Annotated in this window: 14 protein-coding genes; 7 read left to right on the top strand and 7 right to left on the bottom strand. The window is 61.4% G+C overall.

All coding sequences use genetic code 11. The features are described from left to right. Positions 1-9: 9 nt before the first annotated feature. The 6 genes from lysA to EDC38_RS11990 all read right to left on the bottom strand — a co-directional run bounded on the left by lysA (position 10) and on the right by EDC38_RS11990 (position 8,740). The gene (lysA, locus tag EDC38_RS11965) at positions 10-1,263 is read right to left on the bottom strand and encodes a diaminopimelate decarboxylase (RefSeq protein WP_123638704.1); all 1,254 of its coding nucleotides are present in this window, start codon (positions 1,261-1,263) and stop codon (positions 10-12) included. Between the two features lie 20 nt (positions 1,264-1,283). Continuing rightward, the gene (lptM, locus tag EDC38_RS16735) at positions 1,284-1,439 is read right to left on the bottom strand and encodes an LPS translocon maturation chaperone LptM (protein ID WP_081666090.1); all 156 of its coding nucleotides are present in this window, start codon (positions 1,437-1,439) and stop codon (positions 1,284-1,286) included. A 242-nt stretch (positions 1,440-1,681) separates the two neighbouring features. Next, a complete protein-coding gene (locus EDC38_RS11975) occupies positions 1,682-2,245 on the bottom strand; it encodes a gluconate 2-dehydrogenase subunit 3 family protein (protein WP_123638705.1) in 564 nt (187 codons plus the stop codon). Further along, the gene (locus EDC38_RS11980) at positions 2,245-3,930 is read right to left on the bottom strand and encodes a GMC oxidoreductase (protein WP_123638706.1); all 1,686 of its coding nucleotides are present in this window, start codon (positions 3,928-3,930) and stop codon (positions 2,245-2,247) included. Before EDC38_RS11980 ends, EDC38_RS11975 begins: the two co-directional genes overlap by 1 nt. A gap of 197 nt (positions 3,931-4,127) precedes the next feature. Beyond that, positions 4,128-6,983: a class I adenylate cyclase gene (locus EDC38_RS11985; RefSeq protein ID WP_123638707.1), complete on the bottom strand. Its 2,856-nt coding sequence runs from the start codon at positions 6,981-6,983 to the stop codon at positions 4,128-4,130. Continuing rightward, positions 6,983-8,740: a response regulator gene (locus tag EDC38_RS11990; protein ID WP_170162912.1), complete on the bottom strand. Its 1,758-nt coding sequence runs from the start codon at positions 8,738-8,740 to the stop codon at positions 6,983-6,985. The genes EDC38_RS11985 and EDC38_RS11990 overlap by 1 nt, the downstream gene beginning before the upstream one ends. A gap of 236 nt (positions 8,741-8,976) precedes the next feature. Here EDC38_RS11990 and EDC38_RS11995 point away from each other — a divergent pair, with 236 nt between their 5' ends. The 5 genes from EDC38_RS11995 (at position 8,977) to EDC38_RS12015 (ending at position 14,979) form a co-directional block, all read left to right on the top strand. Beyond that, positions 8,977-10,443 (top strand): SLC13 family permease, encoded by a 1,467-nt coding sequence (locus tag EDC38_RS11995; RefSeq protein WP_246004403.1) that lies wholly within the window; start codon positions 8,977-8,979, stop codon positions 10,441-10,443. Between the two features lie 204 nt (positions 10,444-10,647). Then, positions 10,648-11,346 (top strand): ABC transporter ATP-binding protein, encoded by a 699-nt coding sequence (locus tag EDC38_RS12000; protein WP_123638710.1) that lies wholly within the window; start codon positions 10,648-10,650, stop codon positions 11,344-11,346. 15 nt (positions 11,347-11,361) lie between these two features. Beyond that, positions 11,362-12,597, top strand: a complete 1,236-nt coding sequence (locus EDC38_RS12005) for an ABC transporter permease (RefSeq protein ID WP_123638711.1) — start codon at positions 11,362-11,364, stop codon at positions 12,595-12,597. A 6-nt stretch (positions 12,598-12,603) separates the two neighbouring features. Further along, positions 12,604-13,869 carry an ABC transporter permease gene (locus EDC38_RS12010; protein ID WP_024461719.1) on the top strand — a complete coding sequence of 422 codons (1,266 nt, stop codon included), beginning with the start codon at positions 12,604-12,606 and terminating at the stop codon, positions 13,867-13,869. A 33-nt stretch (positions 13,870-13,902) separates the two neighbouring features. After that, complete coding sequence (locus EDC38_RS12015; RefSeq protein ID WP_123638712.1) at positions 13,903-14,979, top strand: efflux RND transporter periplasmic adaptor subunit; 1,077 nt, start codon at positions 13,903-13,905, stop codon at positions 14,977-14,979. A gap of 65 nt (positions 14,980-15,044) precedes the next feature. Here EDC38_RS12015 and argH read toward each other — a convergent pair whose 3' ends face one another. Further along, on the bottom strand, positions 15,045-16,445 hold the full coding sequence (gene argH, locus EDC38_RS12020; RefSeq protein ID WP_123638713.1) for an argininosuccinate lyase: 1,401 nt from the start codon (positions 16,443-16,445) through the stop codon (positions 15,045-15,047). A 132-nt stretch (positions 16,446-16,577) separates the two neighbouring features. On the opposite strand from argH, the gene EDC38_RS12025 reads away from it, so the two are divergent. Together EDC38_RS12025 and EDC38_RS12030 are read left to right on the top strand one after the other, a co-directional pair. Beyond that, complete coding sequence (locus EDC38_RS12025; protein WP_246004404.1) at positions 16,578-17,630, top strand: sensor histidine kinase; 1,053 nt, start codon at positions 16,578-16,580, stop codon at positions 17,628-17,630. Between the two features lie 3 nt (positions 17,631-17,633). Beyond that, positions 17,634-18,368 carry a LytR/AlgR family response regulator transcription factor gene (locus tag EDC38_RS12030; protein ID WP_123638714.1) on the top strand — a complete coding sequence of 245 codons (735 nt, stop codon included), beginning with the start codon at positions 17,634-17,636 and terminating at the stop codon, positions 18,366-18,368. Positions 18,369-18,445 lie beyond the last annotated feature (77 nt).

Consider the following 18,445-nt stretch of genomic DNA (forward strand, 5'->3'; position numbering starts at 1 on the left):
GAAACTTCCTTACTCCGAGTCGGGGAGCACCTGCTCACCGCGCAACTGGTCATCAATGGTTTCCCGGGCCCGCACCAGGTGCGCTCGATCGCCGTCCACCAGCACTTCCGCCGGTCGGCCCCGGCTGTTGTAGTTGGAGCTCATGCCAAAGCCGTAGGCCCCGGCGGAGAGCATGGCCAGCACGTCACCGGCCTCCAGTGCGAGGGATCGGTCTTTGCCCAGAAAGTCCCCAGTTTCGCACACCGGGCCTACCAGGTCCCAGGTTTTTACCTCACCCCCATGCTCCCGCACCGGCACAATGTTTTGCCACGCCTGGTACAGGGACGGGCGAATGTTGTCGTTCATGGCCCCGTCAATGATGGCAAAGTTCTTGTGTTCGGTCGGCTTGAGGTAGAGCACCTGAGTCAACAACACGCCGGCATTGGCGGCAATGGAGCGGCCCGGTTCAAACATCAGACTCAATTTACGATCGCCGAGCCTGGCCTTGATCGCGTCCATATAGTCACTGACCGGCGGCGGGGTTTCGTCCCGATAGGTCACCCCCAGGCCACCACCCAGGTCCAGGTGATGAATGTGGATGCCTTCGCCGGCCAGCTCGTCGACCAGCACCAGCAGGCGATCCAGCGCGTCCATAAACGGGGCGAGCTGGGTCAGCTGGGAGCCGATGTGGCAGTCCAGACCCTGCACGGACAACCCGGGCAGCTCTGCCGCCCGGCGGTAAACGGCCGGGGCGCGTTCGATATCGATGCCGAACTTGTTCTCTTTCAGCCCGGTCGAGATATAGGGGTGAGTCTGGGCGTCCACATCCGGGTTGACCCGCAGGGAGATATTGGCGGTTTTGCCGAGCTCACTGGCCACCTGTGAGAGCTGCTCCAGCTCCGCCTCGGATTCGACGTTGAAGCAGAAGATCCCGGCGTTGAGTGCCTGGGTCATTTCCTCGCGGGTTTTGCCCACCCCGGAAAACACCACCCGCTTGGGATCACCACCGGCGCGCAGGACCCGCTCCAGCTCGCCACCGGAAACAATATCGAACCCGGCGCCCAACCGGGCCAGCAGGTTCAGCACCGCCAGGTTGGAGTTGGCCTTGATGGCGTAGCACACCATCCCCGGGTGATCGCCCAGGGCCTGGGCGTAGGCCAGGTAGTGCTGGGTAAAGGCGGCGCGGCTGTAGACGTAGGTGGGCGTGCCGAACTGCTCGGCAATGCGGGCCAGGGGGACGTCTTCCACAAACAGTTCGCCGTCACGGCGTTCAAAAGGCTGCATATCGGGTCTCAAATCGGGGGTTATTCGCTCTGGCTGCCTTCCGGCGCGGGTTGCTCGTTCCGGGGTTCACCGGATTCGGCATCTTCGGGCAAGTAGAGAGGGCCTTTCTGACCACAGGCTGCCAGCAGTAAGGTGGACAGCAATACCGCACTCAAGGTGGCGTAACGGGGGGTCATGGGCACTCCTGCAGGGCTCGGGCGAAACAAGGCGGGCAGTATAACCCTGAGGGTGTGGGGGCTCAACAAATGGGAGAGGGGACCAGACGGTGGATGACGGGGCTTCGCCACCCTACGGCTTTGAGTAGGCGGGAAGAGTGGTTACGGCGGATGCGGCCTTCGGCCTTATCCGCCCTACGCGTAACTCGGTGGTTGACGTAGGGCGGATAAGCGAAGCGCATCCGCCGTTACCTGACCCTGGATCAAGTCGCCCAGGCCCGGTCGCCTTCCTCGTACGGCATACAACCATCGTAACGGCCCGGGATGGCGATGTAGCGCAGCACCTGGGTGGCCCCCACCTGGGAGGTGAAGAAACCGAAGAGGGTCAGCTGCTTCATCATGGTGAAGTAGTGCGGCGGGGTGGTGCCGGCGGCGGCTACCGCTTTGGCCTCGGCATCCAGTGCACGAATGAACTCGGTGCGCTGCTCGCCACTCAGGTTCATGAAGTCGCTGCCGTACTGCTCGTTAGCCGCGGCGTTCAATTGCTCCATGCCGCTGTGGAAGATCGCCTGCTCGGCCTCGGTGTAGCAGTCCCGGACAAACACGGTCATGAACTGGCCCACTTCGGCGTCTTTGGCCCCTGGGGTGTCGGTGCGTGGCAGGATGGTTTCCGCCACTTCATCGAGCAGGAACACGTCCTGTTCGGTGAAGCTCAGGCTCGGGGCCGCCTCCTCTTTGGCGGCACAGCCGGCGATGACCCCGGTGCCGCCGATCATGGCGGTGCCAGTGGCGGCGGTGATCAGTTTGAGGAGTTCACGTCGATTCATCACAGATTCCCCTTCTTCAGTTCATTCACCGCGTGGTCCACGGCCCGGGCGGTCAGTGCCATATAGGTCAGGGACGGGTTTACGCAGGAGGCGGAGGTCATGCAGGCGCCGTCGGTGACGTAGACGTTGGGCGCGTCCCATACCTGGTTGTGGGCATTCAGCACCGAGGTTTTCGGGTCCCGGCCCATGCGGGCGGTGCCCATTTCGTGAATGCCCATGCCCGGAGCGTAGCCCCAGTCGCCGCCCTGAACATTCTTCACACCCGCGGCTTCGAGCATATCCACCGCGTCCTGAATCATGTCCTTGCGCATTTTCTTTTCGTTGTCCTTGATCTCGACGTTCATCGCCAGCACCGGCAGCCCCCAGGCGTCGGTGACGCTGTGGTTCAGGGAGATGCGATTGTCGTGATAGGGCAAAATTTCACCAAAACCGATCATGCCGATGTTCCAGGCGCCCGGTTCGCTGAGTGCCTGCTTGAGATCAGCGCCTACCTCAAACTCGGCGATGTTGCGATCCCAGTTCTGGCGACTGGCGGAGCCCTGGTAACCAAAGCCGCGTACATAATCACGCTGATCACCGCCCACGTTGCGAAAACGCGGGACATAAAAACCGGCGGGACGACGGCCGTAATAGTATTTGTCGTCAAAACCTTCCACCTGGCCGCTGGCGCCGGCCCGGAAATGGTGGTCCATGACGTTGTGGCCCAGCTCCCCGGAGCTGCTGCCCAGACCGCCATCCCAGACATCCCGGGCGGAGTTCATCAGAATCCAGGTGGAGTTGAAGGCCGAGGCGTTCAGGAACACCACGTCGGCGGTGTACTCGTAGGTCTGGTTGTTTTCGGTGTCGATCACCTCCACGCCCTTGGCCCGCTTTTTGTCCTTGTCGTAGATGATTTCTTTCACCAATGAGAAGGGCCGCAGGGTCAGGTTGCCGGTTTTCATGGCCGCCGGCAGAGTGGAGGACTGGGTGCTGAAGTAGGCGCCGAAGGGACAGCCCAGCCAGCACTTGTTGCGGTACTGGCAGTTGACCCGGCCCTGCTCGGGCTTGGGTTCAGTGATATTGGCCACCCGGCTGTGGATCATGTGCCGCTTGCCGCCGAACGCCTTTTCGATACGCGCCGCCACGTCTTTTTCCACGCAGTTGAGCGGGATGGGGGGCAGGAACTGACCATCGGGGAGGATGTCCAGGCCTTCCCGGGTCCCGGCGATGCCGGCGAATTTCTCGACGTAGTCGTACCAGGGGGCGATGTCGTTGTAGCGGATCGGCCAGTCGATGGCGATGCCTTCTTTGGCATTGGCTTCAAAGTCCGCCGGCGCCAGGCGGTAACTCTGACGGCCCCACAGCAGGGAACGACCGCCCACGTGGTAACCGCGGAACCAGTCGAAGCGCTTTTCTTCAATGTAGGGGTTTTTCTGCTCGTCGGCCCACATCCCGAAGGTGGACTCATTGAGCGGGTAGTCCCGGCTGAGGACCGGGTAGTTTTCGATCATTTCCTGGGTGGGCTTGTTCCGGTGCGGATAGTCCCAGACTTCCTTGGTGGCGTTCTTGTAGTCCTTGACGTGTTCGATATTGCGACCGCGCTCCAGCAGGAGCACTTTCAGGCCTTTTTCGGTCAGCTCTTTGGCGGCCCAGCCGCCGCTGATGCCGGAGCCGACCACAATTGCGTCGTAGTGGTTGTCTGCCATAGTTACATCTCTGTCTCGTTATATTATTGACCCGGCGGATCAAGCATCGCTAATACGAATTGCCGATCTGAGCGATTCGATGTCTTTTCATAAATCCCACCTGGGGAAGGCCGTCAGGCTTGTATGACGAACCCCGGCATAGCCTACCCTGCGCCCGTGCAAATTTCCACGGGCCTCACGGTTCTTAACACAAGCGCTTACAGATCCAACAGCGCCCTGTTGAGCCGCTGTTCCAGTTGGGCCTTGATGTCCAGGTAGTGGCTTAGTTGAAGCCCCAGTTGGGGTGCCAGCAGGTCCCGGCACTGGCTGAGGTCCAGGTCGGTGATATAGCAGGGATAGCGCTCTTTGGCACGACGCATGGACAGGATATAGCGCGCCACTTCGGTGAACAGCTCGTCTCCATAGTCCAGGGCCGAGAACTCCCGGTCATTGCAGTACACGGTGTACAGGATATCGCCGTCCGGAGCCGGCTCGGCAATCACCTGAATATTGGTGAAGGTCAACCGGCTGAGGTCTCCGGCGCTGGCACGTTCCTCCAGGTAGCCGCGACCCTGATCCACCCGGCCACACAGCTCAAACAGCCGAACCGGGGGCGTCGCGTCTCCTCCCTGATCGGCGCTGGCGCTCTGACGGGCCACGACGGAACGCAGGAAATGATGCAGGGGACGCAGAAGCGTCGTGTGGCTGAAAAACGAGAGCCGGATCACCAGCAGAGACCCCAGCTCATCAATCAAGGTCACTTCGGCCTCCTCTTCCTGCACCTGATAAAACAGATAGACCCCCGGCTCGCGAGCCTGGTCGGCCATCAGTTTCAGAGGACGATTTTTCAGGGCGTGCCGATCGACCACGATGGGGCTGTATTCCAGTTGCGCATTGGTCAGCTTGTCGATCAGGGCATCGTAGCTGCCATAACGGGTGACGTGGGGTTGTTGCTGGAGGAACTGGATCAGCACATAGCCTTCGGCGGTTTCCAGCACATAGCGGCTACTGGCGGGACGGGTGCCGGAGTAATAACAGCCGACCAGGTCCTGCCAGAGTTCCTCCAGACGCTGGACCACCAGGCTACCCTGGGCTCCCAGGCACCGGATGGTGACCTCCGGCGGGGCCAGCCCCCGTCCCGGAGGCGCCAGACGCAGGTAATACTGGAGGCCGTTGATCAGTGCATCGTCGTCATAGTGACGGCACAGCACTTCGCGCCAACTGTTGATCTGGACCAGATCCAGGGTCAGCACCAGATTGTCGCGCAGGCCACTGAAGTCCAGGGCATCGCGCTGGGCGCTGAGCATCTGCAGGCCCCGCTCGTGGAGATTGGCCTGGGGCTCGACGCCCAGATTGAACAGTAGCAGCAGGCGTTCCGCGCGAGCGGCCCGCTGAAAAGGCTCGTGGGCCCGAGTCACCAGCGGCAACGGCAGCCACTGATGCAACCATTGCCAGAGCTGCTGGCGCTGGGGGGCGGTCAGGCTGACCCGCTCGCCCTGCACATCAAACCAGGCACCGGCGCCGAGCACGCCGTTACCATAGGTCCACAGCAGCAGCTCCCCCAGATAGCGCGCGCGCTTGAGGGGCGGGCCGTCCGGCTGGCCATCCCGGCTGCGAAACACGGCCCAGAAGCGGACCCCCTCGGGGCTCGTGTCCGGCTCTTCCACAAAGATCAACGCCGGTTCGGCGATGTCCTGGGAGATGTCGGGGTTGAGCCACTCCACCTTGCCCGCCTTGCGCTCAAACGCCGCGTGCAGTTTGCGCCCCAGCACCATCAGCTCGTCATCGCTGATCCGGGTTTCGGTGGACTCCTTGCTGACGGCATTAATCAGCCGATAACTGGCACTGAGCTCTGCCACCAGTTGGCGTCGTTCCTCCATCACATCCGGCACCTTCCAGTGCCGGCGCTGGTCCAGCCGCTGAAGCTCAGTGTGTCTCCACCCCCACTCCGCCACCAGTTGCTCGAGTTGCTCCCGCTGCCAGGACTTGCGCCCGCTGCGGGGCGGGCGGGTCAGCGGTTTGTCCACTTTGAAGTACAGGCAACGGCGGGCCAGGTTGAGGCGATCTCCCGGGTCACCAGAGTCGATCAGGTACTGCTCCAGACGCCGGTAGATCATCACATAGGCGTCGAGGCGATCCGGGTGTGGCGCCTGTTGATACACCGCCTCTTTGAAGGTCAGCGCCAACGGGCGCCGATCCTGCCCCTGCAGATAGGCCTCCAGCAGCATCAGTTTCAAGACCGATTTGTGGGGCGACTCAATGCCTTTATAGAGGTGCCAGATGCCCGCGCCCACGAATTCATCGGTGGGAATGTCCGGCAGGCCGCCAAAGTCGATCACCTCGGCGGCACGCAGGAACCGCTGCCCGAGCAGGGTTTGTGTGTAGGCGGCGTAGTCGCGCTCACAGGTACTGGGCACAAACCACCACAGAGGCAGCTTGCCGCCCAGCCACAGGGCGGTGCGATAGAACTCATCCAGCAGGAGAAACCGCTGGGCGGAGCCACTGCCCTCCGCCGACAGCTGGCCCAGCTGACCCGTGCGGAACTGATCGGGCTCCATCAGAAAAAAGTGCACTTCCAGGCGCACCTGCTGTTCCGCCCAGAGAGACAGCTGGCGGCACTTGCGCCGGAGCTGATCGCGCGCCTCGCGCTCCAGGCCCGGCCGGTGGCATACCCAGACATCCAGGTCACTGCCTTCGCTCTGGGCGATGGTGCCGACGCTGCCCATGACAAACAGCGCGTCGATGTCACAGGCGCGGGCGCTGACGTCGCGCTGATAGTGGAAGCTGCGGGCCAGCCCCCGGGCTCGGCGGATCTGATCCCGGTCGGGTTCGTAGCCACTGAGGCCAGCGGGGGTGGTGCCGGAGACGTAGCCGGGCAACATGGGGTGGTTGACGTGAAACAGCAGCGGCAGCAGAACCACCAGGTCCTGCTGACGGTCGCTCAGGCCCTCGAGCATGCGCCGGTGGCGCACCCGGTTGAGATCGAGAAAACGTTGTTTGAGCCGCTTGAGCTGTTTCCGGTCGAGCCCGCCATCACTATGATCGAGTTCAATGACGTCTGAGCGTAGGCCCATTACTTTCCCTGGGGTGTGGTTGCCGCCTGAACCACCTCGAACAGGGTCTGGTAGAGCAGGGCCGGCTTGATGGGTTTGCTGATGTAGTCGTTCATGCCCTCGGCCAGGCAGCGCTCGCGGTCGCCCCGCAGTGCCTGAGCGGTCAGGGCCACGATGGGAATGTCCGGGCGCTGGTCGCCGGCGCGAATCCGCCGGGTCGCCTCATAGCCGTCCATGTCGGGCATTTCCAAGTCCATCAATATGACATCGAAATGATCCACATTCCGGTAAAACTGATCCAGTGCCTCGCGGCCTGTGGCGGCCAGTGTCACCTCGGCGCCGCGCTTGCGCAGAATGCCCTGGGCCACCTGCTGATTCACCTTGTTGTCCTCCGCGAGCAGGACATTCAGCCCGGCCAGGGATACCTCCGCGCCGGGCGTGGTGGCGGCCTGAGCGTTCAGATGGCCGCTGAACAGTTGACTGAGCGCGTCAAACAGCCGCGATTCGCTGACGGGCTTGTTCAGGAACCCATCCACCAGCTCGGCATTCTGCTCGCCGTCGAAAATCTCATCGCGATGGTAGGATGAAATCAACAGGACCTGAGGTGTATGGGCCAGTGCCGGATCCGCCTTGAGCACTTCGGTGGCCTCCAGGCCGTTGACCACCGGCATCTGATAATCCATCAGTACCAGGTCGTAGGGCCGGCCGGCCCGTTCGGCCGTGCGCAACTGGTGAATCGCCTCCTCGGCCGACGCTGCGCAGTCGGCATGAAGCTGCATATTGTGCAGGGTTCGTGCAATGATTTCCCTCGCCAGGTCGTTATCATCGACGATCAGGGCGCGAAGATGCTCAAACTGGTCCGGGCGCTCCTTCAGCGTCCGGGCCCCGATCTGGCTGTGCTCAAACCGGGCGGTAAAGCTGATCCGGCAGCCCCGGCCGGGCTCGGTCTGAATTTCCAGTTCGCCGTGCATGAGCTTGATCAGGTGATAGCAGATGGTCAATCCGGTGCTGGTCGCCACCCCCACTTGCCGGGGGAAGTCACCCCGGGCCATGGCGTCGAAACTGGCTTCCAGTGCCGCAACCTGCTCCGGGCTCATTCCCACCCCGAAATCGGTGATGCAGAATTTCAGCTCGACGCCTTCCGAAGTGGCGTTGATCTGACGCACGCTCAGCAGCACCTGGTCGCTGGTGGAATACTGCATGGCGTTATTGACCAGATGGCTCAATATCTGGCTCAGGCGGGCGGTATCGCCCCGGAGAAAGCGGGGCACCTCCGGGTGAAGGTCATAGGTGATATCCACCTGCCGGTGGATGGCGCTGACCTCGAACAACCGGGCCAGCTTTTCGAACACCTGTTCCAGATCGAAGTGAGCGGATTCGAGGACGATTTTGCCGGTCTCGATTTTGGAGAAGTCGAGCACCTGGTTGATGATATGAAGCAGTGAGTCCGCCGCCGCGCCCATGCTGTCCAGATAGCTGCGCTGTTGGTCGTCCAGCGGGGTGTCGCCCAACAGGTGCCCCAGGCCGATGATGGCGTTCATGGGCGTGCGGATTTCGTGGCTCATTCGGGCCAGAAATTCACTTTTGGTGCGGTTGGCCAGGTCGGCCTGGGTTTTGGCGGCAATCAGGGCATCCTGGGCGCTGGACAACCGATCCGATGCCTGCGCCTCGGAAAGCGCACCGGCGGGCTCTGAAGAAGCCACTCGGGCTTTCAGCTCTGCCAGTTCCTTCTCCAGCGCGCGGATGCGCTGTTGCACAGAGGGATCATGTGTCGCCATTACCAAGGCACCGCTGGCCATTTATCGGATAGGGCGGCGCCAGAGCCGGCTTGCTTCAGACGGCTCGAAGCGCCTACAAGGTATATACTTCGAGAGCCGTCAGCGGTCTGCTTTCGCCCGGAGGGCCCGCCCAGACTGTGCTGAGAACGGACTACAGCCCCTAAGGCTAGTGCATTTTTGGCGCGATGCCAAAGGAAAAATCAATGTCCGGTTATAACCACTCAAAGAGGCCCGTCTTGCCCGATATCCGACCCACTCAGGGAAAATGGCTCAGTTTACTGCTCGGGACCACCGGCGTGCTGTTGGTGGCCCTGGTTCCGGCCCCCGGCGATCTGTCCACCGAGGCCTGGCGCGCTCTGGGGTTGGCATGGCTGATGGCCGTGTTCTGGATTGCCGAAACATTGCCTCTGGCCGCCACCGCGCTGCTGCCGATTGTGCTCGGCCCACTGCTCGGTCTGGTCGAGCCCGGTGCCGTAACTCGCGATTATGCCCACCCGCTGATCTTCCTGTTTCTCGGCGGGTTTGTGTTGGGCCTGGCCATGGAACGCTGGCGTCTGCACGAGCGGATGGCACTGCGGATTCTGTCCACCATGGGCGGCACCCCGGCCCGGGAACTGGCGGGTTTCATGTTGGCCACAGCCTTCCTGAGTATGTGGGTCAGCAATACGGCCACCGCGATCATGATGCTGCCCATTGCACTCTCGGTCATTCAGGTGAAAGGGGTCGATGATGCCCGTTCGGGCAACCCCTACGCCGTGGCCCTGCTGCTTGCCGTTGCCTATTCCGCGAGTATCGGCGGCATTGCCACTCTGATCGGCACCCCGCCAAACGCTCTGCTGGCCGCCTATCTGTCCGAACAACATGGTATCCAATTGGGATTTGGCGAGTGGATGATCATCGGCTTGCCGGTCAGCCTGACCATGCTGACAGCGGCCTGGCTGTGGCTGGCCCACGTGGTGGCCCGCGGACGGACCGCCGGTACCGGCGATGCTCCATCTCACAAAACCGATCACGACCTGTTCCGGCAGCGCCTCGACGAGCTGGGGCCCATGACGCGGATGGAAAAGCGGGTCACCTGGGTGTTCATCCTGACGGCGGTGGCCTGGATTTTTCAGCCCTTGCTGGCCGGATTATTCCCCGCTGGTTCGCTCACCGACACCAGCATCGCCATTGCCTGTGCCATTGTACTGCACGCGCTTCCCGCCGGTGATGGAAACGGCTCACGCCTGATGGACTGGGAATCCAGCCAGAAACTGCCCTGGGGGGTATTGCTGCTGTTTGGTGGCGGGCTGGCACTGGCCGGTATCATCCAGGATTCCGGGCTGGCCCAAGCCATTGCCTCGGGCCTGGAAACGCTGAATCGCTGGCCTACCGCGGTCATTGTTCTGGCCGTGACGGCAACCATCATCTTTCTGACCGAAATCACCAGCAATACCGCGACAACGGCCGCCTTTCTCCCCCTGCTGGGCGCGCTGGCCATTGCCCTGGGTCTGCCGGTGGAGGCGCTCGTGGTGCCCGCCGCGATTGCCGCGAGCTGTGCCTTCATGCTGCCGGTGGCCACCCCACCGAATGCCATTGTGTTTGGCTCAAACCAGCTATCGATCAAACAGATGGCATCCGCAGGTTTAGCGCTCAATCTGATCGGTACCGCTCTGGTGGCGGCCCTCGGGACGGCGCTGATTCACTGGCGGTTGTTCCACTAGCGTTCACTGGTTAGTTGGGCCCAAAAGGGATATAGTCGTGCCGACCGGATGATAATAATCAGCCCACTGTGAATCCAAACCCGTTGCCGCTCGCGTCCTAACCCAGAGCACAACGGGTGAGCCAGCCGCCGGCCTTCCGGAGCGGTCGGCATCAAGGTATCAGTCTGGGCTATCAAGCCAGGAAGCCAATTTGCGGACAGCGTCATGATCAAACTCGATAATATTCACAAGTACTACGCCACCGGCGACCAGCGCCTGCATGTGCTCAAGGGCATCAACCTGCACATTCGCGAGGGCGAGCTGGTGTCGATCATGGGTTCGTCGGGCTCGGGCAAATCCACCCTGCTGAATATTCTGGGGATTCTCGATACCCACGATGAGGGCGACTACTTTCTCGCCGGGCGGGAAATTCGCCACCTGAAACAGAAGACCGCCGCGCAAATGCGCAACCAGTTGCTCGGCTTCATTTTCCAGTCATTCAATCTTCTGCCCTTCAAAAACGCCCTTGAGAATGTGGCCCTGCCACTGTACTACCAGAATGTCGGGCGCAAGGAGCGCAACCGGACCGCCGCCCGCTACCTGGAGATGGTGGGGCTGAGTGACCGCGCCCTGCACATGCCCAACGAACTATCCGGCGGCCAGAAGCAGCGCGTGGCCATTGCCCGGGCGTTGGTAACCCAGCCCAAAGTCATTCTCGCCGATGAGCCCACCGGCGCCCTGGACAGTAAGACGACCGAGGACATCATGGCGCTGATCAAGGAAGTGCACAGTCTGGGCAACACCATCGTGATCGTCACCCATGAAAAGGATGTCGCCAACCAGACCGAGCGGCAGATTGTGCTCAAAGACGGCCAGATTATTTCCGCCGCCGACCTGCACAGATCGGCCCTCGAACACGCCTGAGCGCCGAGGCCAGACATGGACGGATTACAGGAAATTCTCTACACCCTGCGCCAGAACAAGCTGCGCACCGCGCTCACCGCCTTCGGCGTGTTCTGGGGTATTTTCATGCTGATCCTGCTACTCGGCGCCGGCCGGGGCATGCAGAACGGCGTGTACGACAGCTTCGGTACCGACGTGCGCGATTTTGTGGTGATCTGGTCCGGGGCGACCTCGGTGGCCCATCAGGGCATGTCGGTGGGTCGGCGCATTCAGCTCACCACCGCCGATCTGTACGCCATCAAACGTCAGGTCCCCGGCGTCGGGTTTATCGCGTCGGAAAACCGCATCAATAACGCCAGTATTCGTGCGGGTAACAAATCCGGCAGTTTTTCCCTGCACGGTATCCCCGATGATTTTTTCCGCATCAAAGGCGTGGAGCCATTCGACTTCGGCCGCGAGCTGAACCGTCTTGACCAGGCCCAGTTGCGCAAATCCTGTCTGCTCGGGCGCACCGTGGTCGAGAGATTGTTTGGCCCCGGAACGGACCCGGTCGGCCAGGAAGTCACGGTCAACAACGTAGTGCTGACGGTGGTGGGTGTGTTCTACGACCGGAACAACCGCGGCCAGGATTCAGAGCGCATCTACATTGCCGATACCACCTATCGCACCGTCTTCGGGGGCGGCGACAACATTCAGACACTGTGGCTTCGGCCGGCACCCGGCTACGACGGTGTTCAGGTGGAACAACAGGTGATTGAGCTGCTGAAGCAGCGTCATCAGGTGGCGGAGGAGGATCGCCGGGCAATCCAGTCCTTCAACATGGCCGGCCCCGCAAAAATGGTCAACGGGCTTTTCCTGGCGATCAATGCCTTCATCTGGTTTGTCGGCTTGGGCACGCTCACCGCCGGTATTGTGGGTGTGAGCAACATCATGATCATTACGGTAAAAGAGCGCACCCGGGAAATCGGCATTCGCAAAGCCCTGGGCGCAACACCGTTCAACATTGTGAAAACGCTGCTGCTGGAATCCATTCTGGTCACCAGTATCGCCGGCTATGCCGGGCTGGTCTTGGGCGTGGGACTGATCGAACTGATGGCCTTCGGTCTGCGCTCGGTGGGCGCCAACCTGCCGTTCTTTCAGAACCCGGAAGTCAACTTCCAGGCGGCGATCACCGCCATCGTATTGCTGGTGATTGTGGGTGCCCTGGCGGGTCTGGTGCCGGCGCTGAAAGCGGCCCGAATCATGCCCATTGAAGCCATGCGCGCGGAGTAGCCACCAGTGATTATTGATACCCAAAAGTGGCAGGAAATTTTCATCACCCTGCGCCAGCACAAACTGCGCACCGGGCTCACCGCCTTCGGGGTGTTCTGGGGCATTTTCATGCTGACCGTGCTGCTCGGCGCGGGCAAGGGACTCGAAAACGGCGTGATGGAAGGTTTTCGCGGCGTACCCAACGCGGTGTGGATCTGGTCCCAGGGGCGCACCCAAGTACCCTACCAAGGCATGCCCATCGGCCGCCAGATCATACTGCGACCCGACGATCTTCCGGCGATTCGCGACAATATTCCCACCGTCGATCGTCTCTACCCCCAGAACAGTGTGGGCATCTGGGGCGGTTCACCGGCCTACACCGTGTACGAACAGAACAGTGGCAGTTTTTCCGTTCAGGGCGCCATGGCCGGAATGGCCGGAATTTATCGGCAGCGGGTCGTGGAAGGGCGCTATCTGAACACGCTCGACGACCGGGAACGGCGCAAAGTGGTGATCATCGGCCAACGGGTCAAGGACCAACTGTTCGCGCCGGGCGAAGCGGCCGTCGGACAGTATCTGACGATCGATGGCATCAGCTTTCAGGTAGTGGGCGTGTACGCCAGCACCTCGACCGAGCCCGACAGCAGTGAGGAAGAACGCATCTACATGCCCAACGATACGCTGCGCCAGACCTTCAACCAGACCGCCTGGATCGGCAGCATGGTGGTAATCCCCAAGCCGGGCGTTCACGCCGCCGACGTCGAGCAGCAGGTCAAATCATTTTTGCACGAACGCAAGCAGGTGGCGCCCGATGATGTCGGCGTGCTGGGCAGCTTCAACCTGCAGACCGAGTTCGACAAGATCAACGGGCTGTTCACCGGCATTCAGGTATTCAGTTGGTTTGTGGCCATCGGCACCATCATGGCCGGCGCTCTGGGTGTGGGCAACATCATGTTGATCGTGGTTCGGGAGCGCACCCGGGAAATCGGGTTGCGCAAGGCGCTGGGCGCAACACCTACGTCCATCGTGGCCATGATCGTGCAGGAGTCCATCTTCATTACCGCCGTGGCCGGCTACACCGGTCTGGTGGCGGGCGTCCTGCTGCTGGAGGGCGTCAATGCCCTGCTCGCGGCCAGCGGCGGCCGGGCCGGCATGTTCAGCAATCCGGAAGTGGATTTCACCACAGCGCTGATGGCCTTGGCCGTGTTGATCGTTTCCGGGGTCATTGCGGCGTTGCTCCCCGCCGCCAAAGCGGCCAGCGTCAATCCGATCGCGGCCCTTCAGGACGAATAATTTTCACGTTTGCTTCACTACGAGATCGTCACCATGAAAAAGGTATTCACAGTTCTTCTGCTCGGGTTTATCGCACTGATCTTTATCAGCACGGCGGTATTTCTGTACAACAAATCCCAGGCCAAGCCGGTGACCTACGAAACGGACGCGCCTGCGATAATGGACATTGTCCAGAAAACCGTGGCCACCGGCCGGGTGGTTCCCCGCAAGGAGGTCAACGTGACCTCCCAGGTGTCCGGCGTGGTGGACACCGTGTATGTCACTGCCGGACAGACGGTCCGCAAGGGCGATCTGATTTCGCGCATCACCCTGGCTCCCAGTATGGTGATGCTGAACAACGCCGAGTCCCAACTCGACTCCGCACGGATCAGCCTGGCCAACGCTGAAGAGGAGTTGGACCGACAGCGCAAATTGTTTGAAAGCGGGCTGATTCCCGCCTCGGAATTCAGCCGGTTCCAGTTGGACTACGAGCTCAAGCGCGAAGCGGTTCGCTCGGCAGAAAATCACCTGCTGCTGATCAGCGAGGGCGCCACCAGCGATTCCGATCTGGTCTCCAACGTGATCCGCGCACCGGTCGATGGCATGATCCTGGATATTCCCAATAAGGAAGGTGCGTTTATCGTTGAATCCAGCACCTACGGAGCGGGTACACCGGTCGCCGTGATGGCCGACATGAACGATATGATTTTCGAGGGCAAGGTGGACGAAGCGGAAGTCGGTAAAATCGAAGAGGGCATGTCACTGATTCTGCATGTGGGCGCGCTACAGGACGAGACCTTCGATGCGACCCTGGAGCACATTGCTCCCAAAGGCGAAGAAGATCAGGGCACCATCAAATTCGAAATCCGCGCCGCCGTGACCCTGGAAGACCAGGTGTTTCTACGAGCCAATTACAGTGCCAATGCGGATATTGTTCTGGCCGAACGCAAAGACGTGTTGGCCATCAACGAGGGTAACCTGATCATTGAGGGCGATGAGTATTTTGTCGAAGTCGAAACCGCCGATCAGGTGTTTGAAAAACGCCCCGTCGAGGTGGGGCTATCCAACGGCATCCACATTGAGGTCGTTGAAGGTTTGACTCAGGACGAGAAGATCAAGAAACAGTCCTGATCCACGTAAAGGCAGCAGCTGTCGGGTTACGCCTTCGGCTAACCCGACACTGGGCTCAATCAGCTTCACAAGGTGGTTCGCGCTCGCTGGACCGCGGCGCGCACCTGATCCGGGGCGGTGCCGCCGATGTGGTTGCGGGCCGCCACGGAGCCTTCCAGAGTCAGCACGTCAAACACATCCTGCTCGATGGTATCGGAGAACTGCTGCAACTCCTCCAGCGTCATTTCCGACAGATCCTTGCCGGTTTTCAGACCATAGGCCACGGATTTACCCACCACTTCGTGCGCATCCCGGAAGGGAGTGCCCTTGCGCACCAGGTAGTCCGCCAGGTCGGTGGCGGTGGAGAAACCGCGCTTGGCCGCCTCATACATATTGTCTTTACGCGACTCAATGGCCGGAATCATATCGGCGAACGCACGCAGGCAATCGCGGACGGTGTCAACGGCGTCGAACAGCGGTTCTTTGTCTTCCTGGTTGTCCTTGTTGTAGGCCAGCGGCTGGGACTTCATCAGGGTCAGCAGGCTGATCAGATGGCCGTTGACCCGGCCGGTTTTACCGCGCACCAGCTCGGGTACATCGGGGTTTTTCTTCTGCGGCATGATGGAAGAACCGGTGCAGAAACGATCGGGCAGATCGATAAAACCGAACTGGGCCGAGGTCCACAACACCAGCTCTTCACTGGCACGGGACAGGTGGGTCATCAGAATGCTGGCGAAACTGCAGAACTCGATGGCGAAGTCCCGGTCGCTGACCGAGTCCAGGGAGTTTTCGGTGGGCTTATCAAAGCCCAGCAGCTCGGCAGTCATGGCCCGATCGATGGGGTAGGTGGTACCGGCCAGCGCGGCGGCGCCCAGGGGCGACTGATTCAGACGAGCCCGGCAGTCGCGCAGGCGGCCGTGATCGCGCTGGAGCATTTCGAACCAGGCCAGCAGGTGATGGCCAAAAGTGACCGGCTGGGCGGTCTGCAGGTGGGTGAAGCCGGGCATGATGGTGTCGGCTTCGCGCTCGGCCAGATCCAGCAGGCCGGTCTGCAGACGGTTCAGCTCGCCGCTGATCACATCAATGGCATCGCGCAGGTAGAGACGAATGTCGGTGGCCACCTGATCGTTGCGCGAGCGGCCGGTGTGCAGCTTTTTGCCGGCAATGCCAATGCGCTTGGTCAGCGCCGCCTCGATGTTCATATGCACATCTTCCAGGCTCACGGACCACTCAAATTTCCCCGCTTCGATATCGGCGCGTACACCTTCGAGGCCTTTAATAATCAGGTCCCGCTCGGCTTCGGTCAGCACCCCGACCTTGGCGAGCATGGTGGCATGGGCGATGGAGCCCTTGATGTCCTGAGCGTAGAGGCGATAATCAAAACCGACGGAGGCGGTAAAACGCTCCACAAAGGCATCGGTGGGCTCGGAGAAGCGACCGCCCCAGGACTGGTTGGTCGACTCGGTGTTTTGATCACTCTGGCTCATGAAGACACTCGCTGTAATTGGACGTAGATAATAATTGGTTCACAAATCGGGCGCGTAAATCGCCTCAGGGTGCGCAAAACGCGTAGGATAGCGGCACGAAAGGCGCACAGTATAACGTAATCGAGGCCTACTTTGACGGATCACCCAACAGCCAGACCCGCCTCCGGCGAGAGCACAAGCTTCCTGCCCAACCTGTGTGCACCCCAGGCGGTGCTGCTGCTGGTGTTGGTGGCGGAGCTGCTGGCGGTGTTGCTGGCCATGATCAACCGGGGCCTGGCCCAGCTCAGCTGGGATGCCATCGCCCTGTATTCCTTTCTGGTGCAGTGGATCGTGCTGGTCAGCGCGGTTCTGCTGTGCCGCCTGCAACCGCGCCTGAACCGCTGCACCCCGGTGCGGGCCGGCGCTCTCAGCTACGGGCTGGTGCTGGCCGTGACGGTCATTTTCTCCCTGCTCGGACAGTGGCTCTTGCAGGCCTTTCTGGGCGCCGAGCTTCGGCTCGACGGCTGGCAACTGGCGGAAAATCTGCTGGCCGCCGCCATTCTGGCGGGCATCGGCTTGCGTTACCTGTATCTGCAGCAGCAGCTGCGCAACCAACAGCAGGCCGAGTTGAGCGCCCGGATTCAGGCCCTGCAATCGCGCATTCGCCCTCATTTTCTGTTCAACAGCCTCAACAGCATCGCCAGTCTGATTGCCACGGCGCCGGACCGGGCCGAACGGGCGGTGGAGGATCTGGCCGGCCTGTTTCGCGCCAGCCTGGCCGAGCCGGCGTTGATTCCCCTGAAGCGGGAGTTGGCGCTGTGCCGGGGCTATCTGGCCATGGAGCAATTGCGCCTGGGAGACCGGTTGCGGGTGGATTGGCATCTGGACGAGCTGCCAGAGAGCACGCCCATTCCCGCCCTGTTGCTACAACCGCTATTGGAAAACGCCGTTTTCCACGGCATCGAGCCGCGCCCGGAGGGGGGCGACATCCAGATTCAGATCGCCCGCTCCGGCAACCAGGTGGCGATCCGGATCGATAACCCGCTGCCCGCCGGCCGCCACCCGGAGCAGGCCCGGCAGACCAACCGCATGGCGCTGGATAATGTCCGCCACCGCCTGCAGGCGCACTTTGGGCCGGCGGCGCGCTTGTCCGAGCGCCGCGAAGGCGGTAGGTTTACCCTGATCATCACTTACCCGACGGAGTGACCCATGGATGTCCTGATTGTCGACGATGAACCTCTGGCCCGCGAGCGACTGGCTCGCATGGTCGACCAGTTGGACGGCTATTCCGTGGTGGCCCAGGCCGGCGACAGCGCCTCGGCTCTGACCGCCATTGCCCACCACGACCCGGATGTGGTCCTGCTGGATGTCCGCATGCCGGGCGACGACGGCGTCACCGCCGCCCACCGGATCGGCGAGCTCGAGGACCCACCGGCGGTCATCTTCTGCACCGCCTTCGACGAGTATGCCCTGGATGCCTTCGGAACCCAGGCCGTGGGCTATCTGCTCAAACCCGTGCGCGCCGAACAGCTACTGGAAGTGCTGGAAAAAGCCCGCACGCCCAACAAGCTTCAGAAGCGGGCCCAGCAGAACCGTCACCCGGCGGGTAAAGAACGCAGTCATATCAGCGCCAAAACACCCCGCGGCGTCGAGCTGATTCCCCTCGATAGCGTGCGCTATTTTATGGCCGACCAGAAGTACGTCACCGTCTATCACGACCGCGGCGAGCACCTGCTGGACGACACCTTGAAAGAGCTGGAAGAGGCCTTCGGCGATCGCTTTCTGCGCACCCACCGCAGCGTGCTGGTGTCGGTCAATCACATCCAGGCCATGGAGCGGGACAATGAAGGACACTATCAGGTGCGTCTGGCGGATACCGACCATCGGCCGCCGGTGAGCCGGCGGCACGCCAGTGCGTTGAAGGAGCTGCTTCAGAAAATATGAATCGCCTCGTATTGAGCGCAGAGCCTGCACCGGGCGCGCCAACAATAAGAAGCTACTATTATTACTACGCCTTCTGG

It is taken from the genome of Marinimicrobium koreense (assembly GCF_003762925.1).
Lineage (GTDB): Bacteria > Pseudomonadota > Gammaproteobacteria > Pseudomonadales > Cellvibrionaceae > Marinimicrobium > Marinimicrobium koreense.